Origin of the sequence: Microbacterium sp. XT11, assembly GCF_001513675.1 — a bacterium.
Lineage (GTDB): Bacteria > Actinomycetota > Actinomycetes > Actinomycetales > Microbacteriaceae > Microbacterium.
Genome location: NZ_CP013859.1, coordinates 1996762 through 2017075, shown reverse-complemented (window position 1 = coordinate 2017075; position 20314 = coordinate 1996762). Strand labels below are relative to the sequence as shown.

At 70.0% G+C, this 20314-nt stretch carries 24 protein-coding genes; 12 read left to right on the top strand and 12 right to left on the bottom strand.

The features are described 5' to 3' along the window. Position 1 precedes the first annotated feature (1 nt). From AB663_RS09365 to AB663_RS09355, 3 genes are all read left to right on the top strand, one after another. On the top strand, positions 2 to 1129 hold the full coding sequence (locus tag AB663_RS09365) for a cysteine desulfurase family protein (RefSeq protein ID WP_067198259.1): 1128 nt from the start codon (positions 2 to 4) through the stop codon (positions 1127 to 1129). Between the two features lie 64 nt (positions 1130 to 1193). Further along, positions 1194 to 2144 carry a glycosyltransferase family 2 protein gene (locus tag AB663_RS09360; RefSeq protein WP_232304514.1) on the top strand — a complete coding sequence of 317 codons (951 nt, stop codon included), beginning with the start codon at positions 1194 to 1196 and terminating at the stop codon, positions 2142 to 2144. A 62-nt stretch (positions 2145 to 2206) separates the two neighbouring features. Further along, positions 2207 to 2980 (top strand): SDR family NAD(P)-dependent oxidoreductase, encoded by a 774-nt coding sequence (locus AB663_RS09355; RefSeq protein WP_067198257.1) that lies wholly within the window; start codon positions 2207 to 2209, stop codon positions 2978 to 2980. A gap of 13 nt (positions 2981 to 2993) precedes the next feature. Here the strand turns inward: AB663_RS09355 and AB663_RS09350 are convergent, their stop codons facing one another. Then, on the bottom strand, positions 2994 to 4934 hold the full coding sequence (locus AB663_RS09350; RefSeq protein ID WP_067198255.1) for an ABC transporter ATP-binding protein: 1941 nt from the start codon (positions 4932 to 4934) through the stop codon (positions 2994 to 2996). 162 nt (positions 4935 to 5096) lie between these two features. Here AB663_RS09350 and AB663_RS09345 point away from each other — a divergent pair, with 162 nt between their 5' ends. Next, entirely contained in the window at positions 5097 to 6572 is a 1476-nt protein-coding gene (locus AB663_RS09345) for an MDR family MFS transporter (RefSeq protein ID WP_067198254.1), read from the top strand. Positions 6573 to 6593: 21 nt separating this feature from the next. On the opposite strand, the gene AB663_RS17170 is transcribed toward AB663_RS09345, so the two are convergent. Further along, positions 6594 to 6749: a hypothetical protein gene (locus AB663_RS17170; protein ID WP_157540997.1), complete on the bottom strand. Its 156-nt coding sequence runs from the start codon at positions 6747 to 6749 to the stop codon at positions 6594 to 6596. Positions 6750 to 6884: 135 nt separating this feature from the next. Between AB663_RS17170 and AB663_RS09340 the strand changes: the two genes are divergently transcribed. Continuing rightward, positions 6885 to 7436: a DUF6328 family protein gene (locus tag AB663_RS09340; protein ID WP_067198251.1), complete on the top strand. Its 552-nt coding sequence runs from the start codon at positions 6885 to 6887 to the stop codon at positions 7434 to 7436. Between the two features lie 60 nt (positions 7437 to 7496). On the opposite strand, the gene AB663_RS09335 is transcribed toward AB663_RS09340, so the two are convergent. Beyond that, the gene (locus tag AB663_RS09335) at positions 7497 to 8039 is read right to left on the bottom strand and encodes a Dps family protein (RefSeq protein WP_067198249.1); all 543 of its coding nucleotides are present in this window, start codon (positions 8037 to 8039) and stop codon (positions 7497 to 7499) included. A gap of 234 nt (positions 8040 to 8273) precedes the next feature. Here AB663_RS09335 and AB663_RS09330 point away from each other — a divergent pair, with 234 nt between their 5' ends. Continuing rightward, positions 8274 to 8573 (top strand): Fe-S cluster assembly protein HesB, encoded by a 300-nt coding sequence (locus tag AB663_RS09330; protein WP_067198247.1) that lies wholly within the window; start codon positions 8274 to 8276, stop codon positions 8571 to 8573. Between the two features lie 93 nt (positions 8574 to 8666). On the opposite strand, the gene AB663_RS09325 is transcribed toward AB663_RS09330, so the two are convergent. The 3 genes from AB663_RS09325 to AB663_RS09315 all read right to left on the bottom strand — a co-directional run bounded on the left by AB663_RS09325 (position 8667) and on the right by AB663_RS09315 (position 10067). Further along, positions 8667 to 9011, bottom strand: a complete 345-nt coding sequence (locus AB663_RS09325) for a COG4315 family predicted lipoprotein (RefSeq protein ID WP_067198245.1) — start codon at positions 9009 to 9011, stop codon at positions 8667 to 8669. A gap of 63 nt (positions 9012 to 9074) precedes the next feature. After that, positions 9075 to 9587 carry a zf-HC2 domain-containing protein gene (locus AB663_RS09320; protein WP_067198242.1) on the bottom strand — a complete coding sequence of 171 codons (513 nt, stop codon included), beginning with the start codon at positions 9585 to 9587 and terminating at the stop codon, positions 9075 to 9077. Positions 9588 to 9620: 33 nt separating this feature from the next. Continuing rightward, positions 9621 to 10067: a sigma-70 family RNA polymerase sigma factor gene (locus AB663_RS09315; protein ID WP_067198240.1), complete on the bottom strand. Its 447-nt coding sequence runs from the start codon at positions 10065 to 10067 to the stop codon at positions 9621 to 9623. Between the two features lie 140 nt (positions 10068 to 10207). On the opposite strand from AB663_RS09315, the gene AB663_RS09310 reads away from it, so the two are divergent. Further along, positions 10208 to 10657 (top strand): DUF2231 domain-containing protein, encoded by a 450-nt coding sequence (locus AB663_RS09310; protein WP_067198238.1) that lies wholly within the window; start codon positions 10208 to 10210, stop codon positions 10655 to 10657. Positions 10658 to 10662: 5 nt separating this feature from the next. On the opposite strand, the gene AB663_RS09305 is transcribed toward AB663_RS09310, so the two are convergent. Next, complete coding sequence (locus AB663_RS09305) at positions 10663 to 11304, bottom strand: DUF1345 domain-containing protein (RefSeq protein ID WP_067198235.1); 642 nt, start codon at positions 11302 to 11304, stop codon at positions 10663 to 10665. 42 nt (positions 11305 to 11346) lie between these two features. Continuing rightward, positions 11347 to 12003, bottom strand: coding sequence for an alpha/beta fold hydrolase (locus AB663_RS09300; protein ID WP_335338554.1), 657 nt, complete (start codon positions 12001 to 12003; stop codon positions 11347 to 11349). A 57-nt stretch (positions 12004 to 12060) separates the two neighbouring features. Between AB663_RS09300 and AB663_RS09295 the strand changes: the two genes are divergently transcribed. The 3 genes from AB663_RS09295 to AB663_RS09285 are packed head-to-tail and all read left to right on the top strand — an operon-like array spanning position 12061 to position 13389. Beyond that, positions 12061 to 12267, top strand: a complete 207-nt coding sequence (locus tag AB663_RS09295; protein ID WP_067198230.1) for a hypothetical protein — start codon at positions 12061 to 12063, stop codon at positions 12265 to 12267. After that, positions 12267 to 12632 carry a hypothetical protein gene (locus AB663_RS17165; protein WP_067198228.1) on the top strand — a complete coding sequence of 122 codons (366 nt, stop codon included), beginning with the start codon at positions 12267 to 12269 and terminating at the stop codon, positions 12630 to 12632. The genes AB663_RS09295 and AB663_RS17165 overlap by 1 nt, the downstream gene beginning before the upstream one ends. Before the next feature lie 25 nt (positions 12633 to 12657). Beyond that, a complete protein-coding gene (locus AB663_RS09285; protein ID WP_198147849.1) occupies positions 12658 to 13389 on the top strand; it encodes an HXXEE domain-containing protein in 732 nt (243 codons plus the stop codon). On the opposite strand, the gene AB663_RS09280 is transcribed toward AB663_RS09285, so the two are convergent. Then, on the bottom strand, positions 13384 to 14409 hold the full coding sequence (locus AB663_RS09280) for a helix-turn-helix transcriptional regulator (RefSeq protein ID WP_067198223.1): 1026 nt from the start codon (positions 14407 to 14409) through the stop codon (positions 13384 to 13386). The two genes, AB663_RS09285 and AB663_RS09280, sit on opposite strands and share 6 nt — an antisense overlap. 105 nt (positions 14410 to 14514) lie before the next feature. Here AB663_RS09280 and AB663_RS09275 point away from each other — a divergent pair, with 105 nt between their 5' ends. Beyond that, positions 14515 to 14919 carry a VOC family protein gene (locus tag AB663_RS09275; RefSeq protein WP_067198221.1) on the top strand — a complete coding sequence of 135 codons (405 nt, stop codon included), beginning with the start codon at positions 14515 to 14517 and terminating at the stop codon, positions 14917 to 14919. 47 nt (positions 14920 to 14966) lie between these two features. Here the strand turns inward: AB663_RS09275 and AB663_RS09270 are convergent, their stop codons facing one another. Next, on the bottom strand, positions 14967 to 15701 hold the full coding sequence (locus tag AB663_RS09270) for a hypothetical protein (protein ID WP_157540993.1): 735 nt from the start codon (positions 15699 to 15701) through the stop codon (positions 14967 to 14969). A 129-nt stretch (positions 15702 to 15830) separates the two neighbouring features. Between AB663_RS09270 and AB663_RS09265 the strand changes: the two genes are divergently transcribed. Further along, positions 15831 to 17012 (top strand): 4-hydroxybenzoate 3-monooxygenase, encoded by a 1182-nt coding sequence (locus AB663_RS09265; RefSeq protein WP_067198217.1) that lies wholly within the window; start codon positions 15831 to 15833, stop codon positions 17010 to 17012. 21 nt (positions 17013 to 17033) lie between these two features. Here AB663_RS09265 and AB663_RS09260 read toward each other — a convergent pair whose 3' ends face one another. Together AB663_RS09260 and AB663_RS09255 are read right to left on the bottom strand one after the other, a co-directional pair. After that, entirely contained in the window at positions 17034 to 18611 is a 1578-nt protein-coding gene (locus AB663_RS09260; protein WP_067198214.1) for a GMC oxidoreductase, read from the bottom strand. 94 nt (positions 18612 to 18705) lie between these two features. Then, positions 18706 to 20202 carry an MFS transporter gene (locus tag AB663_RS09255; protein WP_067202510.1) on the bottom strand — a complete coding sequence of 499 codons (1497 nt, stop codon included), beginning with the start codon at positions 20200 to 20202 and terminating at the stop codon, positions 18706 to 18708. Between the last annotated feature and the right edge of the window lie 112 nt (positions 20203 to 20314).

Here is a 20314-nt window from a genome sequence, read left to right as displayed (position 1 = left end):
CATGCTCTACCTCGACCACGCCGCCACGTCTCCCGTGCGCCCCGAGGTGCTCGACGCCATGGCGCCGTTCCTCACCGGGGTCTTCGGAAACCCGTCGAGCCACCACACGGTCGGCGAGGCGGCCGCGAGGGCACTGGACGACGCGAGGGCGAGGGTCGCGCGCGCGCTCGGCATGCGCACGGGAGACGTGATCTTCACCGGTGGCGGCACCGAGGCCAACAACCTCGCCGTCAAGGGCATCCTCCTCGCGGCGCACAGCAGGCGCCTGGCGGTCTCGCCCATCGAGCACGAATCGATCATCGAGTCCGCCGCGTACCTGCGACGTCTTCACGGTGTCGACGTCTCGGTCATCGGCGTGGACGGGCGCGGGCGCATCACCCCCGAGGCACTCGACGAGTCGCTGCGCGAGCCGACGGCCCTGGTGTCGGTCGGCCACGCCAACAATGAGATCGGCACGGTGCAGAACGCCGCTGCGCTGTCCGAAACGGCCCACCGGCACGGTGCTCTCCTGCATCTCGATGCCGTGCAATCCGCGGCCTGGCTGCCGCTCGACGCCACGGGTGCCGACGCGATCGCGATCGCGGGGCACAAACTCGGCGCTCCCAAGGGCATCGGCGCTCTCGCGGTGCGTGGACGCATCCCCCTCGAGCCGTTGCTCCACGGCGGAGGCCAGGAGCGCGGACGGCGCTCGGGGACCGAGAACGTCGCCGGGGCGGTGGGCCTCGCCACCGCGCTCGACCTCGCCGCACGGGAACGCGAGCAGGTGGCCGCGCGGGTCGCCGCCGCCACCGGCAGGTTCATCCACGGCGTTCTCGCCGCTCTGCCGCAGGCGGCGCTCACGGGAGATCCGGTCGATCGCCTTCCCGGCACGGCGAGCTTCACCTTCGAGGGCACGAGCGGAGAAGCGGTCCTCCTGGAGCTCGAGCGTCGCGGCGTGATCTCCTCCAGCGGTTCGGCGTGCGCGGCGGGCAGCGACGAACCCTCGCATGTGCTGCTGGCGTGCGGCATCGAGCCCGCGGTGGCGCAGACGTCGGTGCGGTTCACGTTCGGGCGGGAGCATCTGCCCGATGACGCCCCCGCGCAGCTGGCCATGCTCGTCGCCGCCGCCGTCCGTGCCGTGTCGCGCTGACCCCGCGCACGTCTGCGGTGTCACGGAACGCCGGCCGCATCTCGCCCCGCACTAGACTCTGCGGGTGACACCCGCCCCGCTCGTGACGATGATCGTGCCCGGCCGCGACATCGCCGCTTTCGTCCCCGCCGCGCTGGACTCGCTCGTGGCGCAGACCGCGAGGCGCTGGCGGGCGCTCCTCATCGACGACGGCTCCACCGACCGCACCGGCGACATCTTCGCGTCGGCAGCCGCCGACGATGCCCGGTTCCACGTCGTGCGGCTGCCCGACTCTTGCGGCCTCGGCGCCGCACGCAACGCCGGACTCGCTCTCGTGGACACGCCGTACCTCGGCTTCCTCGATGGGGACGACGAGCTCTCGCCGCACGCGCTCGAGCGGATGATGGGCACGCTCGACGCCACGGGCAGCGATTTCGTCGCTGCGGCCTACGTGCGCTCGCGCTTCGATGGATCGGGATACGCGTCCGGCCGGATCCAGCCCTGGGTGGCGGCGGCGACCTCCCCGGAGCGGCACGCCACCACGATCTTCGAGCATCCGCGCGCCTCGGCGAACATCGTGGCATGGTCGAAGCTCAGCCGCACGGCGTTCTGGGACGCGCACGGGCTGACGTTCCCCGAGGGCGTGGCCTACGAGGACCAGATCGTGGCGCAGCAGATGTACACGAGGGCCACGGCGTTCGACGTCATCCCCGACGCTGTGGTGCGCTGGCGTGTGCGCGCCGACGGCAGTTCCATCACTCAGGGCAAGGCGCATCTGCCCGTGCTGCGCGACTACCTCGCCGCGCTGCGCGGCGGCATCCGGGTTCTCGACGACGCGGGCGCGCGCAGTGCTGTCACAGCGCGCATCGAGCTCATCCTCGCCATGGACGTCCCTCCTCTCCTCGCGATCGCCGAGGAGCATCCCGACCCGGCATACGCCCGCGAAGTCGAGGTGTTCCTCGACGAGCTGCGCGCCCTGCCCGCCTTCGCCGACGCCCGCCCCGACCCCGACTTCGCCGCCGCGCTCAGCTGGTGAGTCAGCGCCCTCAACCGGTGCGCCACCCGAGACGGTGAGCCCGCCGCCCGATCCGGAGCCTCATGAACGCCTACCTCGACAGCCTCTTCTCCCTCACCGGACGCACCGCCGTGGTCACCGGGGGCAGCTCCGGGATCGGCCGGGGCATCGCGACAGCTCTGGCGCGCGCAGGCGCTGCCGTCGTCATCGTCGCGCGCGGCGCCGAGCGCATCGAACGCACGGTTGCCGAGCTCACGGACGCCGGATGCCGCGCGGCGGGCGTCGTGGGTGATCTGAGCACGCGCGCTGGTATCCTCGCTGCCGCGGAAGCCGCCGTCGTGCCCTACGGCGAGCCCGACGTCCTCGTGAACTCGGCCGGCATCAACATGCGCCCGCCGATCACCGAGATCACCGCGGAGGACTGGGACGCGACGATGACGGTGAACGCGCTCGCTCCGTTCCTGCTCGGGCAGCGGTTCGCGCCCGGCATGGCTGCACGCGGTTACGGACGACTGATCCATATCAGCTCGCAGCAGGCGCACCGTGCATTCGTCTCCAGCGGGATCTACGGCGTATCGAAGGGCGCCGTCGAGTCGCTCATGCGCTCGGAGGCTGAGGCGTGGGGCGGAACCGGCGTCACCAGCAACACCCTCGTTCCCGGCTTCGTGCTCACCCCGCTGAATGCTCGTCTTCAGGATGACCCAGCGCAGATCTCCGCGCTCGCGGCACGCACCATGATCGGACGGAACGGACTCCCCGAGGACTTCGCCGGGGCCGCCGTGTTCCTCGCCGGCCCCGGCTCCTCGTACGTGACGGGCCACTCCCTGTTCGTCGACGGGGGCCTCTCCGTGCACTGACGCCGGAACGCCGTCACTCCGGTGCGCGGTCCGCCCGCCGTTCCGGGTGCGCGGGGACGCCGGGCGTGACCGCGTCGACGACGGTCTCCGTGCGCAGCACGCGCGATGCCGCGACCTGCTGGGCTGCCAGCTCGGCGTACAGCCCGCCTCTCTCGAGCAGCTGCTCGTGCGTGCCGGACTCGATGATGCGCCCCGCGTCGATCACGTGGATCATGTCGGCGCTCATCACCGTCGAGAGGCGATGCGCGATGGTCAGCGTGGTGCGACCCCGAGACGCCTCGTCAAGCGCGTCCTGCACGACCCGCTCCGACACCGTGTCGAGCGCGGACGTCGCTTCGTCGAGCAGCAGCACCGGCGGATCCTTGAGCAGAACCCTGGCGATCGCGATGCGCTGCTTCTCCCCGCCGGAGAGCCGATAGCCGCGCTCGCCGACGATCGTGTCGTAGCCCTTCTCGAAGCCGGCGATGATGTGGTGGATGTTGGCAGCGGTGCATGCGGCCACGAGCTCGTCGTCGGTCGCTCCCGGCTTGGCGTAGAGCAGGTTCTCTCGGATGGATGCGTGGAACAGGTACGTCTCCTGCGACACGATCCCCACCTGGTCGATGATCGACTCCTGCGTCAGGGTGCGCACGTCGGCTCCCGCGAAAAGCACCGTGCCGCCGTGCGCCTCGTAGAGCCGCGGCGCGAGGTACAGCACCGTCGTCTTCCCCGCGCCGGACGGACCGACGAACGCGACGTTCTGGCCCGGCTCGGCGACGAACGACACGCCCTGCAGCGTCGCGCGTGCGTCGGGAGCGGCATCCGGATACCGGAACACGACGTCGCGGAACTCGATGCGTCCTCGTGGACCCGGCGCCTCGTCGACGGTGATCGCATCGGGCGCGTCGGTGATCTCCGGGACCAGGTCGAGGTACTCGAAGATGCGCGCGAACAGCGCGGACGACGTCTGCAGATCGAGCGACACCCGCATGAGCCCCATGAGCGGCATGAGCAGACGGGCCTGCACGGTGGTGAAGGCGACGATCGTCCCCGCGGTGATGGCCCCGGTGCCGCCGACGATGAGGTAGCCCGAGACGAGGTAGATCACGGCCGGCACGCTCGACATGATGACCTGCACCACGGCGAAGAAGCCCTGACCGCTCATGGCGCGACGCACCTGGAGCTTCACCTGGTTGCGGTTCTCCGCCTGGTACCGCGCCGACTCCGTCCGCTGCCTGTTGAACGACTTCGACAGCAGCATGCCGGACACGCTCAGCGTCTCCTGCGTGATCGAGGTGAGTTCGGAGAGCGACTCCTGGGTCTCTCCCGCGATGCGCGCCCGCACCTGACCGACCCGACGCTGCACGAGCACGAGGAACGGCATGAGCACGACCGCGATCAGCGTGAGCCGCACATCGATGAGGATCATGGCCACGAGCGAGGCCACGACCGTGACCGCGTTGCCGAGGATGCTCGTGACGGTGTTCGTGAGCACGCCCGAGACGCCGCCGACGTCGTTCTGCAGCCGCGACTGGATCACGCCCGTCTTGGTGCGGGTGAAGAAGCCCAGCTCCATCGCCTGCAGGTGCTCGAACAGCCGCACCCGCAGATCTCCCGTGACGCTGTTGCCGACGGTCGAGGTGAGCCAGGTCTGCGCCACGCCGAGCACGGCGGACAGAAGGAACAGCCCCACCATCGCGAGCACGAGCGTCACGAGGAGGTCGAGGTGCGGACCGCCGCCCGAAAGCGGGAACAGCGCGTGGTCGAAGATGCGCTGCACGATCAGCGGAGGGACCACCGCGATGCCGGCGCCGGCGACCACGAGCACGGCGGTGAGGAGGATGCGGCCTCGATAGGGGCGGAACAGCTCGACCACCCGTGCCCCGAGACCGACGATGCGCGGGGCCGCGGCGTTCAGACGGCGCTGCGCCGCTTCGTCCACTCCCCGGAATCCGCCGCCGGGTCGACCGCCCATGCTCATCAGGCCAGCGTACCCAGAGGCTCAGACACGGGGGCACGAGCGGGTGTGGAAATCGATCCTGAGAATTCGGAATGAAATGTCTGTGCGTGCGGTTACGCTGTAACGCTCTCGTGCACTCGCACACTTCTCTCTCGCACCGACGCCTCAGGAGGCCGCATGTCTGCCGTCGATACCGGCTCGATCACGACGACCCCCGCCACAGGTCTCATCCCCCGCAAGGACATGCGGGTGATCTGGGTTCTGCTCACCGCGGCGTTCGTCGCGATCCTCAACGAGACGACGATGGGGATGGCGATCCCGCACCTCATCGACGACCTCGGAATCACGCCCGTCGCCGCACAGTGGGTGACGAGCGCGTTCATGCTCACGATGGCCGTCGTCATCCCCACGACGGGCTTCCTGCTGCGACGCTTCACGACCAGGCAGGTCTTCCTCGCCGCGCTCACGCTCTTCTCCGTCGGAACGCTGCTCGCTGCGTTCGCCCCGGGATTCGAGGTCCTCCTCGTCGCGCGCGTCGTGCAGGCCGGCGGCACCGCCATGATGATGCCGCTGCTCATGACCACCATGATGAGCCTCGTGCCGAACGAGTCGCGCGGTCGCATGATGGGCCGTGTGAGCATCGTCATGTCGCTCGCGCCCTCGATCGGCCCGACGATGTCGGGCTTCCTTCTCGACCACTTCGGCTGGCGTTCGATCTTCGTGGTCGTGCTGCCGATCGCGCTCGCGGCGATGTTCGTCGGATGGCGCTGGCTCACGAACGTCGGCGAGACCACGGAGGCTCCGCTCGACGTGCTGTCGATCGTGCTGTCCGCGCTCGGCTTCGGCGGCATCGTCTACGGCCTCAGCCAGATCGGCTCCCTGGCCGAGGGCGGTGCGAACCCAGGACCGCTCGTGATCGCCCTGGTCGTCGGAGTGATCGGCCTCGCCGTGTTCCTGTGGCGCCAGGTCGTGCTCCAGCGCAAGGACGACGCACTGCTCGACCTGCGGGTGTTCACGTCGCTCGGCTTCTCGCTCTCGATGGCGCAGATGTTCCTGCTCTCCCTCGCCTTCTTCGGCAGCATCACGATCGTCCCTCTGTATCTGCAGAAGGCGCTGATGCTGCCGACGGACAGGGCGGGACTCGTCGTCCTGCCCGGTGCGCTCGCCATGGGTCTGCTCGGTCCGGTGATCGGGCGCATCTACGACAAGCACGGCACGCGCGTACTCCTCATCCCCGGCGCGATCCTCGCGGCCGGCACCCTGTGGTTCTACACGACCCTCGACGTGAACACGCCGTTCTGGGTGGTCTTGGTCGCGCAGGTCCTGCTGTCCGTGGGGCTCGCCCTGTCGTTCACCCCGCTCTTCACCGCCTCGCTGGCCTCGCTCACCCCGAAGTTCTACTCGTACGGCAGCGCGGTCATCGGCACCGTGCAGCAGGTCGCGGGCGCAGCCGGCATCGCCGTCATGGTCGCGGTGTTCACGGTGATCGTCAACGCGCACGGCGGAGCGGAGGTGCCCGCAGCCGTGGCCGCTGGGTCGCAGGTCGCGTTCCTCATCGGCGCGGTCATCGCGACCGTCACGGTGGCCGGCGCGTTCTTCATCCGCAAGCCGACCGACGACCCAACAGCGGCTCCGCATAGCGGCGCGCACTGACCGCCGGCGGAGGCGTCCGCCCTACTCGGCCTTCTTCTCGGAGGACGCCGGGAACTGGCAGACGCCTCCGCTGCAGAGACCCCCGGCGTCCGCACCCAGCACGGTGAGGAGACCCGGAACCGGCTGCAGCGGCTCCACGCCCTCGGCGGCGCTGGTCTTCGACTCGGTTTCAGTCATCCTTCGATGGTACGCCTGCGCCAGGCCGGTGGCGCCGTGCGGGCGCCGAGTGCGGAATCCGCACGGACGAGCATCGGAGAGGCGCCGAGGGCAAGCCCCTGGACGCGGCGGTTCCGCCCCGTGACACTGGGAGACATGATGGCCGACGACATCGCTGACGACCGGGACGACGGGCGTGACGAGACCCCGAACGAGCGCGCCGATCGGAACTGGGACGAACTCATGCAGGAACTGCGCGTGATGCAGACGGGCACTCAGATCCTCACCGGTTTTCTGCTCGCGCTCGCCTTCCAACCCCGTTTCACCGACCTCGACGATCTGCAGCGCACCCTGTACATCGTGCTCGTCGGTCTCGCCGCGGTCGCGACCGTGCTGTCGCTCACGCCTGTTGGGATGCACCGCGCGCTCTTCGGTCGACGACGCAAGCCCGAACTCGTGCGCATCGCCGGGCGCATCGTCAAGGCCGACCTGTTCGTGATCGGGGCCCTGACGATCGGAGTCACCGCGCTGATCGTGGACTTCACCGTCGACCGTGTCGCCGGCGTGATCGCCCTCGTCGCGGCGCTGCTCGCCGTGGTCGCCTTCTGGATGCTCCTCCCCCGGCGGCTGCGTTCGACGACCGCAGCGGATGACGTGCGCCACGATCCGCGCGGACTCCGCTCCGGCTCGCACCCCGGCCAGACGTGACGAGGCCGACGGAGCGTCAGGGAGCCTGACGGCCCGACGGCCTCGCGGAAGCGCTCGGGGTCAGCGCCCCGCAGGCGAGCGGTTCTCGGCGCTCACCATCCAGGCGAACTGCTCGAGGCGCTCGATGATGGCGTGCAGGACGTCCGCCGATGTCGGGTCCTCCTCGTCGACGCCGTCGTGCACGTCTCGCATGGTCTTGACTGCTGCCTCGAGGCGCTCGGTGATGAGATCGATGGTCTCATCGGTCGACACCTCACCGGTCGGGAACTGCGGCAGCGAGGTCGTCGAGGAGACGGTGCTGCTGCGTCCATCGGGCACGACGTGCAGCGCGCGCATGCGCTCGGCGACCGTGTCGCTGAACGCCCTGGCGTCTTCGATGATCTCGTCGAGCTGCCGGTGCGTGTCGCGGAAGTTGCGCCCGACGACGTTCCAGTGCGCCTGCTTGCCCTGGATGGCCAGCTCGAGCAGATCGACGAGCACTGCCTGCAGCGCCTCGCCCAGCTTCGCCGAGGCCGTGAATCCGGACTCGGAGTTCTGCTGACGGGTGGTCTTCGCCGCGCGGGTGCTCGTGCTCTTCCTGGTGGACTTCGTGTTCTCAGCCATGGAAACCTCCTGCCTGCACGCTAGAGCGCGTGCGCCACGGCGCGCAGGGGCTTGACAGGCTCCGCTCGGGTGCGGACCGGCGCTCCGCTCGGGTGACGCATCCGGCAGCCCGGGCGCGAACCGTGACACGCTCGGCCCCGCGGGCGCAAGGGGGTTGAGGACATCTCCTCGTGTGGAATCGTGGCCCGACGTGCCGCAACCGCGACATGACCCCACCCGGAAGGAGAGACTCTCGTGCTCACCCTCACCGACAACGCCACCGCCATCGTGACGACCCTCGTGAGCCGCCAGAGCGACACGGCGGACGCCGGGCTGCGCATCCACTCTGCGGAGACCGACCCCGCACGGGGCGAACAGCGCCTCGCCGTGCTGGTCGCGGAGCATCCCGAACCGCTCGATCAGGTGGTCGAAGTGTCGGGGACACGCCTCTTCATGGACGAGGCCGCGTCGGCCGTCCTCGACGACAAGATCCTCGACGCGGGAGTGGACGAGGCGGGCGCCGTCTCGTTCTCCGTCCTGCCGCAGCCGGTCTGAGCCGGGTCGCCGGCCCGACGGCTGTGAGCCGGATCACCGGATGCCGTGGCCTGCGGGCCGCGGCATCCGCGCGTTGCGGCGTCGTTCGACCGATCAGTCGGCGTGTCGTTCACCGGCGGGCGTGAGCACCCACCACACGCCGTTGACGCCCTGCCCCTTCACGTCGCCGGCCTTCTCGTCACCCGCGAAGTAGTACAGGGGCCATCCGTTGAGGGTGATCTGCTTGTCGCCGTCGGAATCGGCGACGCCGAGGCTGGCGGAGCCGTCCATCGATCCGCCGTCGGGCGATGGCGAGCCTGACGCGGGGGCAGGGGACTGCCCGTACGCACCATCCCCTCCTCGGCCGCCCGCGTCGCCTGTCGACGAGCACCCCGAGAGGGCGAGCAGGGCGAGCAGCACTGCCACCGGTGCGGTCTTGCTCACATCTCCGAACATCATGTGACCTCCTCTGTCGCCCGCGCGGTGCGGACGTGGGGAACACGACACGGGGGCGCTGAGAGTTCAACCACCGGTGACGCGCGGGGCGCTCCGCATGAGCACCTGTCCCGACCCGACCGCGCGGATCTCGACGGCCGTGATGTCGGATCGGTCGACGCGGGTCCCCCACGCGACGTCCGCCAGCTCGACCTCCGCCGTGAGCGGCAGATCGGCGAGCGGCTCGAGCGCGACGACGGAACGACGGCCGTCATCCACCCTGTCGATCACCGCCGGCACGATGAACACGGCGACCGCGATGGCCGCCGCGGCCGCCACTGCAGCCACGACACGACGACGACGCCGCCTCCCTCTCGCCCGCGCCATGGAGACGACCCGATTCCGGTGGCCGGGCTCCGGGCCGTCGTCGCCAGGGCCCTCCGCAGACGGCGCGATGAGCCGGCGCGCCCGTTCCGGCTCCACGCGCGACATCAGCCCGAGCAGGGGCGCGATCTCGGCGATCGCCGAGCGGCACCGCTCGCAGTCCGCGAGATGCGCCTCGAACCGTGCACGATCGCCCGCGCCGAGCGAATCCAGCACGTAGGCCCCATTCCGCGACCCGTTCGTGCTCGTTCATCGCGTCATGCCCCTTTCCTGCAATCCCAATCGGAGCGCCCTGAGTCCGTAGTGCAGCCTCGATTTCACCGTTCCCTCCGGCACTCCGAGCTCATGCGCGATCTCCGACACCGTGCCCCCTTGGTAGTACGCCCGGACGACCACCTCCCTGTGCGCGTCGGACAGCGCCGCCAGCGCATCCTCGATGAGCAGGGCGTCGAGGATGGCGTCCGTCGCATCCCGCACAGCCGACTCCGGCGGCTCGCCGACCGGGATCTCCCCTCGTCGCCGCGCGCTGCGGGCCTCATCGACCACGAGGTGCCGCGCGACCGTGTACATCCACGCCCTGGTCTTCTCCGGGTCCTCTGCGAGGATCCGCGGCGTCCGCCATGCGCGCAGCAGCGTCTCCTGCACGACGTCGTCGGCACCCGCGCGATCCCGGTCAAGTGCACGACGTAGCGCCACACCGGACCGGCATGCGCGTCGTACAGCGCCCCGAGGCGCGCGGCATCATCGCGTGGCATCCGACACCTCCCTCGATGACACGAGACAGGACAGTGGCGGGTTCAGCTGAACCCTGGGCGCTCCGCATCCGTGTCTCGAGTATGGACCTCTTCGAGATCGCGGGTCTCCCGCTGCATCCGCTGCTCGTGCACGCCGTGGTCGTGCTCATCCCGCTGACGGCCCTCGCGCTCGTGCTCGGCGCGCTCGTTCCTGCCGCCCGACGCCGGCTGGGGCTGGTGACGCCCCTCGCCGCGCTGATCGTGCTCGCCCTCCTTCCCGTGACGATGCTCGCGGGAGATGCGCTCGCGAGCGGACTCGGGCCGATCCCCGCCGTCGAGCGCCATGCCGCGCTCGGGCGTCTGCTGTGGCCCTGGGTCCTCGGGATGTTCGTCGTCGCCGCAGTGCAGTGGGTGACGCACCGCTCCGATCGGACGCCGAGTCGCGCCGCCCGTGCGGTCATCGCCGTCGCCGCCGTCATCACCGCCGCGGGAAGCACCGTCATGGTGGTGCTCGTCGGCGAGGCGGGCGCGAGGGCGGTCTGGGGCGCGTGAACGGTTCAGCCGAGGCCGACGACGAGGTTGATGATCGACGCCAGGATGACCGTGCCGAACAGGTAGCCCAGCACCGTCTGGGCGATCACGACGCGGCGGAACTCGTTGCGGGTGACGGCGGTGTCGGACACCTGATATGTCATGCCGAGGCCCACGGAGAAGTACACGAAGTCGGTGTACTCCGGGTCCTCCCGCTGGTTGAAGTCGATGCCCCCGATGGGTTCCGTGTAGTACATGCGGGCGTAGCGCAGCACGTACTCCGTGTGGATGAGCGCCCACGACGACGCCACGCTCAGCACAGCCACCCCTGCCAGCAGATACTCCTCGACGCCGGGCGCCTGCTGAGCCTGGATGATGACGACGAGCACCGCGCCGAGGCTGACGATGCTGCCGATGATGGAGATCAGGCGCGCGACCTGGCGGGCTGGCGCCTCGAGGGTGGCGTGAGCGCGCGTGGACGCGGCGTCCATGCGCCAGATGAGCGGGAGCACCCACACCACGTTCACGAGCGCGAACACGCCCCACCCAGACAGGATGGCCGCGGTGATGCCGAGATACGGAGCGACGAGAACGCCCGCCACCGCGCCCGCGACGATCGAGAGCGCGGCACGAAGCCGCACGAACAGCCGTGCCGACGGTGAGGTCATGAAGGGGATGCTACTGGTCGCCCGACGGCGCGATGCGGCGCCTCAGTCCCAGTCGAGGTACTCCTCGATGACGACGGCCGTCTCGATGGGGTGGGTCATCGGGAACAGATGGTCGCCCGCGATCGTCTTGATGCTCGCCCGGTCGGGCACGCTCGCGCGCAGACGCTCAGCGTTCTCCGCCGGGGTGACCGTGTCGTCGGTGCCCTGGATGATCAGCACCGGAATCGCCGGAGCGACGGGGACGTCGACGTCTTCGACGCCGAGGGTCAGCAGCCCGTCGGCACGATCCGGGTGCGCCGCGGCGAAAGCCCGTGCGACGGTGCCGCCGAAACCGTGGCCGCCGATCCACGTGTCGCCGATGCCGACCTGGTCGATCACGGCCAGCACGTCCTCCACGGCCTCGTCGACGGTGGCTTCGCCGTCGGCGCGGTGGCCGATGCGGAGTACGTGGAAGCCCGCTTCCTCCGCGAGGTAGTGAGCGACGACACCGAGCACGTCGGCCGCAAGACCCCTCTCTTGCACGAGGACCAGCTTGACGGGGCCGTCGCCCTCATCGACGAAGGGGATGGCACGGCCCTCGGGCTCGAAGATCTGAGTGTCGGTCATGGCTGGGCGCGGCTCCTCACGAGTGTTCAGGGGTCCCCTCCAGCGTAACGCGACGCATCGTGCGGCTCTGCGCGGCCGACGCGGCAACGGCACCGCTCGTCGCAACCCGTAGCCGGCCCCGGCGTCGGACCGGCTGGGTAGAATCCGGACGTGGCCGCTGCACCCGGTTCGAAGAAGCTGACGATCGAACTCGATGCCGCCAGGGCGCGGCAGCTCGACGCCCTGGCGGAGCTCTACCACGCCACCCCGGAGCGAATGGTGGCGACCTGGGCCGCGTCTCACATCGACCGCCTCGCCTCGACTCCGGCACCGCGCAGCGAGTCCTCGGATGCGACACCCGACGAGGAGGCGACGTGATGAGGAAGCGCTCTGGCGGCGAATCGGTCGCGCGAGCCCGCCGGATCCGCGCCGCCAAGCGGTGGATGGGGATCGACATCACCTTCGACGACGAGGGCCGCACTCTCATCGCGGACACGGATGCCGAACGGCTCGGCGCTTTCGCGGACTACGACGCCACCATCGCCATGGAAGCGCGCGGCCACGTGCTCTCCGACGGCTGGACGTGGGATCGACGCTGGGCGAACACCTTCCGCAACATCCGATCCAGTACGGAGAATCCCGGGCCCCTCATCGATTACATCGTGGCGCGGCGCCGGGCCGCCGGCCTGCCCGAGCTGGCCGACGGCGACACGCAGGATGGGACGTCCGATCAGCGATCGTGATCGCGGTCGCCCCTATCATGTGAGCGTGTTCGGCTGGTTTGACTACGCATGGCCGTGGATCGGAGCGGGCTTCGCTGCCATCCTGCTCCTGCTGCTCTTCGGCACCGATCTGCTGCGCGCCGAGACCGGGCACTCGCGGTGGCGAGACACCCGGTGGCTCTCGTTCCTCGCGGTGGCGACCTACATGGTGCACAACGTCGAGGAATACGGGATCTCCGCCACCGGAGCCCTGCACGCCTTCCCGGATTCTCTGTGCACGACCCTCGGGCAGCCGCCGTATCCGAGCTGCACCTTGCCCACCGCCTTCTACCTGCTCGTGAACCTCCCGCTCGTGTGGATCGCGGCGCCGCTCGCGGCGCTCTTCGCCGGTCGGCGGCTCGTCGGGTTCACCCTGTGGGGCGTGATCGCGATCAATGCGATCGTGCACATCGTCCCGGCGATCGTCACGCGCGAGTACGACCCAGGTCTCCTCACCGCGACGGTGCTCTTCGTTCCGCTGAGCGTCTGGGTGCTCTGGACGATGACCGGTCATACCGGCCCGTTCCGTCGAATCGCGATCCTCCCGCTGCTGCTCTCCGGCGCACTCATGCATGGCGTCCTCGCCGGGAGCGCCCTGCTCTTTCTGAACGGCGCGATCTCGGCGCCGCTTCTGCTCGCGCTGCAGCCGATCGGCATCGCCCTCGGGTACCTGCTGGTGTTCCTCTGGCAAGGTCGCGCAGCCGCTCCCGCACGCCCCCGCCCGCCCCTCGGCTCATGAGACGCCGGGGGCCCCGCCGCCGGGGGCGCCGCCGCCCGCGGCACGCAGCATCCTCTCCGCCGCCGCTCTCACGCGGTCGCGGAGTTCGAGCGGAGCGTCGACCCTCACCTCGCACTCGAGCGCAGCGATCACCGACGGCAGCCAGTCCAGGCTCTCGGCACGGATCTCGGCCCGATACCAGGACGCCCCGTCTTCACCGGCACCGCTCTCGCCCTCACCCTCGCCATCGACCAGCCGGTCGAGCCTGGCCACCGTCCGCGGCAGGTGGGCTCGGATGCGATCCTCGGTCGATCGGATGCGCAGCACCACGTGCCATCGGTAGTGCGCTTCGGCGAACCGGTCGAGCAGGCGCCCTTCAGCATCCGGCCGCCGCGGCGCCGTGAAGGTGTCGCGCAGGAGGCGAGCCGATCGGATCCTGTCGACCCTGAAGGTGCGCTCCTCCCTCTGGGCTGTGTCGAGGGCCACGACGTACCACCGCTCCGAGTGCGTCACGAGGTCATACGCGTGCACGGTGCGCCGAGACGAGGCACCCCGGCGGTCGACGTAACGCAGATCGAGCACGCGCCGGCGCGTGACGGCCTCCGCCAGCGTCAGCAACACGGCGGGGTCGGGATCGGCATCGCCACGAGCGGATCCGCCGCTCGTCACCCGGAGGAGGTCATCGACCCGCCCCGCATCCACCGTCGGCAGAGCCCGCCTGATCTTGGACAGAGCCGTCTGCGCGGCGATCTCGCGCTGCTGCGCAGTCGCCTGCGCCCGCACGAGCCCGAGATAGACGGCAACGGCCTCCTCGGCCGTGAACATGAGCGGGAGGACCCGATGCCCCGGCGCGAGCCGGTAGCCGCCATGGCGCCCGCGAACCGACTCGACGGGCAGACCCAGATCGACCAGGCGGGCCGCGTCCCTGCGGATGGTCCGCTCATCCACCCCGAGCCGTTCCGATAACTCCGCGACCGTGCGCTGCTGCGCGGACTGCAGCAGCTCGAGCACACGAAGCGCCCGAGCGGTGGTATCAGCCATGACACCCATCTTCGTCCATATACCGGACAGTTCACGCCCGGTATCCGACGTACGGTGATGTCGTGGTCACGCTGATGGCCACCTCGACGACACGAAGGAGGAGCCATGCAGCTCGCAGCCACCCGGATCATCACCGACGACGTCGACGCGCTCGTCGCGTTCTACGAATCGGCCACCGGAATCGCCGTTCAGCGGCTTCATCCGATGTTCGCCGAGCTCCGCACGACGACGGGCACGCTCGCGATCGCCAGTTCGTCGACCGTGCCGCTCCTGGGAGACGGCGTCGCCGAGGCTCGAGCGAATCGCAGCGTCATGCTCGACTTCCTCGTCACCGATGTCGATGCGACCTACGCCGCCCTGCAGGAGGTCACGGAGGAATTCGTCAACGAGCCGACCGACATGCCGTGGGGGAACCGCTCACTGCTCGTGAGAGACCCGGACGGCAACCTCGTCAACTTCTTCACGCCGGTGGGCGACAGCGCGCGGCGCCGGTTCACGGACGGGTCGTGATTCCGCCCGATGGACGTCGCCTGACCGTTCGCGGTGCGGGTCGACCTTCAGGAGAACATCTGGCTCAAGACCCCCAGGTCACCCGAGTCGAGAGCCTTCTGGATGCGATCGATCACTGCCGGGTCGGTGAACATCGCCTTCAGCGTGTCGGTCCAGATGGCGCGCATGGTCTCCACCTTGCCTGCGTCGGCGGCACGGCCCATCGCCTCGATGGCCTCCTGATAGGGGATCTGCTGGAAGCCCTCCCCCGCGTCGTCCGGGTTGTAGTACGGGACCCACGCGACCGCAGGGTCGGGATCGAGACGCAGCACCTGATCGGGATGGACGTCCCGCGTGTGGTTGAGCAGCGCCAGCGAGATCCCGTTGTAGATGCAGAGCCGCTCTCCGATCACGGTCGCGACGTCACCGGGCGCGACGGTGTACGAGACGATGTTGCCCGCGTCGTCGAAGCCCACGGTGCCGGCCGCGAAGTCGCGCGCGCCCAGATCCACGATCTTCCCGGTCACCTCTGCGCTCATGCTGCCGATATGGATGTACGCGGGCGTCTCGCATCCGGGGCCGCCCGCAGGAACGTAGGTCCCGTGGCCGACGTCCACGTAGCCCTCGGGGATCCCCGTCTCGTCGTCAAGTTCGGACGCACGAGGACTCTGCCCCTGGTTCGCAGAGGGCCTCGGAGACGGGTCCGCCGTCGGCGGGGTCGTCGTCGCCGCGCATCCGGCGAGCGCGGCTGATGCCAGAGACAGAGCGACCAACGTCGGTGCGAGCGTGGCTGTGCGGACCATGATGCCGATCATACGGGTGGCGCTGGACCGAACCGATCCCGTTCAACAGGATTCACGCCTCGGAGGTTCCCGATGCTCCCCAGAATGTGAGGCGGCGCCGCCCCGCGCCGACACGTCGAAGGAGACGACATGACCTCCAGCATCCGCACCCGCGTCGCGATCGTGGGGGCCGGCCCTGCCGGCCTGATCCTCTCGCATCTCCTCGCCGAGGCCGGCATCGAGTCCATCGTGATCGACCGACGCAGCCGCGCGGAGATCGAGACCACCATCCGCGCCGGCATCCTCGAGCACGGGACCGCGGACCTGCTCACGCGGATCGACCCGGGGTCGCGCGTGCGCTCCGTCGGCCAACGCCACGACGGCATCGAGCTGCGATTCCAGGGTGAAGGCCACCGCATCGACTTCCAGGGACTCGTCGGCCGCAGCGTATGGCTGTACCCCCAGCACGAGGTGCTGAAGGACCTCCTCACGCTCCGCGTGTCACAGGGACAGGACCTGCGGTTCGAGACGACGGCCGAGCGCGTCGACGATGCGGCCACGGCCACGCCGACGGTGGTCGCGACCGACGCCGACGGTGCCACTGTGCGGATCACCGCCGACTTCGTGGTCGGCGCTGACGGCTCGCGCTCGGCCGTGCGCCCAGCGGTCACCGGCTCCTCGACGGGCGGCTACTTCCGGGAGTACCCCTTCGCATGGTTCGGCATCCTCTGCGAGGCGCCGCCGAGCTCCCACGAGCTGATCTACAGCAACTCCGACGACGGCTTCGCGCTGATCAGCCAACGATCGCCCAGCGTGCAGCGCATGTACTTCCAGTGCGACCCGGACGCCGATCCCCAGGCGCCCAGCGAGGCCGAGATCTGGAGCACACTGCAGCGCCGCGTGCACGGAACGACGCTGGTCGAGGGCACGGTGTTCCAGCGTGACGTGCTGCGCTTCCGCAGCTTCGTCGCCCACGAGCTGCGCCGAGGTCGCACCGCCCTGGTCGGGGACGCCGCCCACACCGTGCCGCCGACCGGCGCGAAGGGCATGAACCTCGCCGTCGCCGACGTGGTGCTCCTCGCCGAAGCGCTGTCGGCCCTGCTCGGCGAAGAAGACGAGCGTCTCATCGACGCCTACGCCGAGACGGCGCTGCGACGGATCTGGAAGGCCCAGCACTTCTCGTGGTGGATGACGAGCATGCTGCACGTCGCGCCCGGAGCCGGCGACTTCGATCGTCGGCGTCAGCTCGGCGAACTGCGCTCCGTCGTCGAGTCCGAGGCCGGGCGCACCTTCCTCGCCGAGGCGTACACGGGATGGGCGCTCGACGGCTGAGGCCGGCCGGACCGAGTCCCGCTATCGACGCACGTCGCCCAGCCGTCGCGCGAGTCCGCGTGCGCCGCGCACCGCGATGGCGACGCTCGTCAGCGTCGGGTTCATCGTGTTGGCGGTGGGGATCAGCGCGTTCCCTCCCACGACGAGGTTCTCGAAGCCCCACACGCGCGAGAACGGGTCGGCCACCGAGGTCGACGGATCCGTGCCAGCGCGCATGGTGCCCATGTAGTGCAGGCTCGAGCCGTTGGGAAGCAGCCGCGGTTCCGCGACGAAGGTGCCCAGGGCCCGTCCCGCGCGACGCAGCCGCTCCGTTGCCTCGGCGATCTCCTTCTCCTCGCGTTCGGTGAGGTCGTACTCGATGGTGAAGTTCGGCATCCCGCGGTAGTCGACCTCGACGTCGGAGAAGGTGACGCCGTCCTCGATCCGCGGGAACTTGCGCACACCGTAGCCCATGTTGACGAAGCCCCACCGGCTCGAGGCGGCCGGGTGGTCGGCAGGCAGCGGGAAGGGCGGGCTCTCGGCGTACATCACCTGCGCCGAGTAGGGGTGTTCCGGCTCCGAGAAGGGGATGCGGTTGACCGCAGCCACGGGGTCCGCGGGATTCTTGGCCCGGCGCGCGAGTTCGGCCTCGAGCTCCTCGTCGGAGACGAGCTCGCTCATGCGATCGGCATCGAGGGCGACGGTGCTGATCACGACGTGGTGCTCGGTCAGGTAACGCCCGAGCGGCGCTGGGCGGATGCCGGACGCCCACAGCAGCTGCGGAGACCGGAACGCGTCAGCGGCGACGACGACGGCATCCGCCTCGACGAAGGACTCCTCGTGCGTGCGCAGGTCCTCGACCACCACGCCTCGCGCCCTCGCGCCGTCGTGCTCGATGCGGCGGACCAGCGTGAGCTCCCGCAGCTCGAATCGGCCGGCCGCGTCGGTTCCCGGTTCGATGAGCGGCCCGAGCACGGTGTCGGTACCGGCCCAGCGCATGGACCCGTCGTTCTGCGGATCTCCGGCGACGGGCAGCGTGCTCACGCCGTAGCCTTCGGGAAGCTCGGCCCCGAACTCTCGGTCCAGGAGCGTACGGATCGCCGCGCCCACCGGCGAGTCCGAGAACGCGGCGCTCTGCTTGTGCAACAGTGCTTCCGCGGTCGAGATCAGGTCTTCCCATTCGTCGTCGGCGATGAAGTCGAGCTTCTCGCTGAACGCGGGGCGAGGGATCGCACACGTCCAGTGGGATCCCTGCCCGCCGACGTTGCTCGCGGCAGCGGCGGCGGGGAAGTTCCCCGCATGGGCCGAGCCTTCGCCGCCGAAGTCGAGAAGGTGGGTCCCCTGCCGCGCCGTGAACATGCCCTCGACCACCGCGCCGGCGGGGATGCCGAGCGAGGCGCGGAACTCGCCGGCCTGCGGCCCCTGGGAGCGCTCGCGGGCACGGGCCTTCTCGACGGGATCGGCGATGTTGCGCACGCTCTCGCCGGGGCGGTCGGTCACCTGCGGGCCGGCCTCGAGCATGATGACGCGGGCCGCGGGCAGCGCCTCGAGCAGCAGCCGTGCGTAGGTGGCTCCGATGGGTCCGCTGCCGACGACGGCGATCGTGGGGGTCTCTGACATGTTCTCTCCTTCACGGTTCACAGGTCGGATTCACGGCTCACAGGTGGGACGGCGTCCGGTCGCTCGGTCCGTCGCGACGGTCGCGGGTCGCTCATCAGGCTCGGCTCTCCGCGGTCTCCAGCTCTGAGCCCACCGTCGGCACCTCGTCCGTCAGCCGCCCCGCCGGAAGGAGCACCGCGATCACCACGCCGCACACGTACACGCACGCGAGGCCGAGGAACACGGGCGCGAACACGTCGTGGTACACCAGCCCGATCCGATCCTGCACCGCCTCCGGTGTCGAACGCGCCATCGCGGGCGTGAGCGTGGCGGCGTCCAGGCCGTCCGGAAGGCCGGCCGCCACCGCGAACCCGACCACGCCGCCGACGACGGCGGTGCCGACGGCCGCGCCCACCTGCCGAACGAGGTTGGTGGTCGCCGTGACCACCCCGAGATCGTCGCGGGAGGCCGCGCTCTGCACGATCGCGAAGATCAAATTGGTGAACGCTCCCGTGCCGATCCCGACCGCGGCCATGACCACCATCGGCACCCACAGCGGCATCCCTGGAGGGAGGAGCGCCATCGTCGCGAGCCCCGACGCCGCGAGCGCGGTGCCCGCCACCGGGTAGAGACGGTAGCGCCCAGAGCGGCTCACCAGCCATCCGGTCAGCAGACTGCTCACGAGCATGCCGAGCACCGTCGCGATGGGCACGAGACCAGAGAGCGTCGCACTCGTGCGGTACGCCATCTGCACGTAGGTCGGCACGTACGCCACCACCGAGAAGAGCCCTGCGCCGACGACGAGCGAGAGTCCGAGACAGGCGAGGATCGTGCGGCTGCGTACGATCCTCGACGGGAGGATCGGCGCGACGGCCCGCCGCTCGATCGCCACGAGGAGGATGAGGCCGATCGCCGCCGCGGCGGCGCACGCGATCGCCGCGGGTCGGAGCGCCTCGTCACCGATCCAGGTCACCGCGAGGACGAGCGCCGCGAGCGACACGGTGAACACAAGGGAACCCGGCACGTCGAAGCGGGGATGCGCACCGCCGGGGAGTCGCGGAACAGCCGCCAGGGCGAGCGCCAGCGCGACCAGACCGACCGGGATGTTGAGCCAGAACACCCAGGGCCAGCTCCAGTAGTCGGTGATGAGACCGCCGACGACCGGACCGACGACGATCGCGATCGGGAAGGCAGCGCCGATGACGGCCATGTACCGCGGGCGCTGTCGGGGACTGGTGACCCGCGCGACGATCGTCTGCGACATCAGCTGCAATCCCGCCGAGCCCAGCCCCTGGAACACGCGCGCGACGATGAGCCAGCCGAGGTCAGGGGCGAACCCGCACGCGAGCGAGGCGGCGAGGAACAGGACGAGCGAGAGGACGAAGATCAGGCGCGGCCCCACGGCGTCGCCGAGCTTGCCCACGACCGGGAGCATGGCGGTCGCGGCCAGCGTGTACCCGACCATGATCCAGCTCATGTGCTCGAGTGCGCCGAGTCGACCGGCGATCGTCGCGAGGGATGTGCTGACGACCGTGTGATCGAGGGCACCGAGGAACGATACGGACAGGAGGGCGGCGACGAGGACCCGCAGCCGCGCGGGAGAAAGACTCATGCGTGGGGCGCCCATGAGACAGGGCGGTCGACGCGACCGGGTGTGCCGCTCCGGCGTCCTCACCGGGCGAACGGGCTGTGCGAGCCCCGACGTCACCTCCATCATAGCCCAC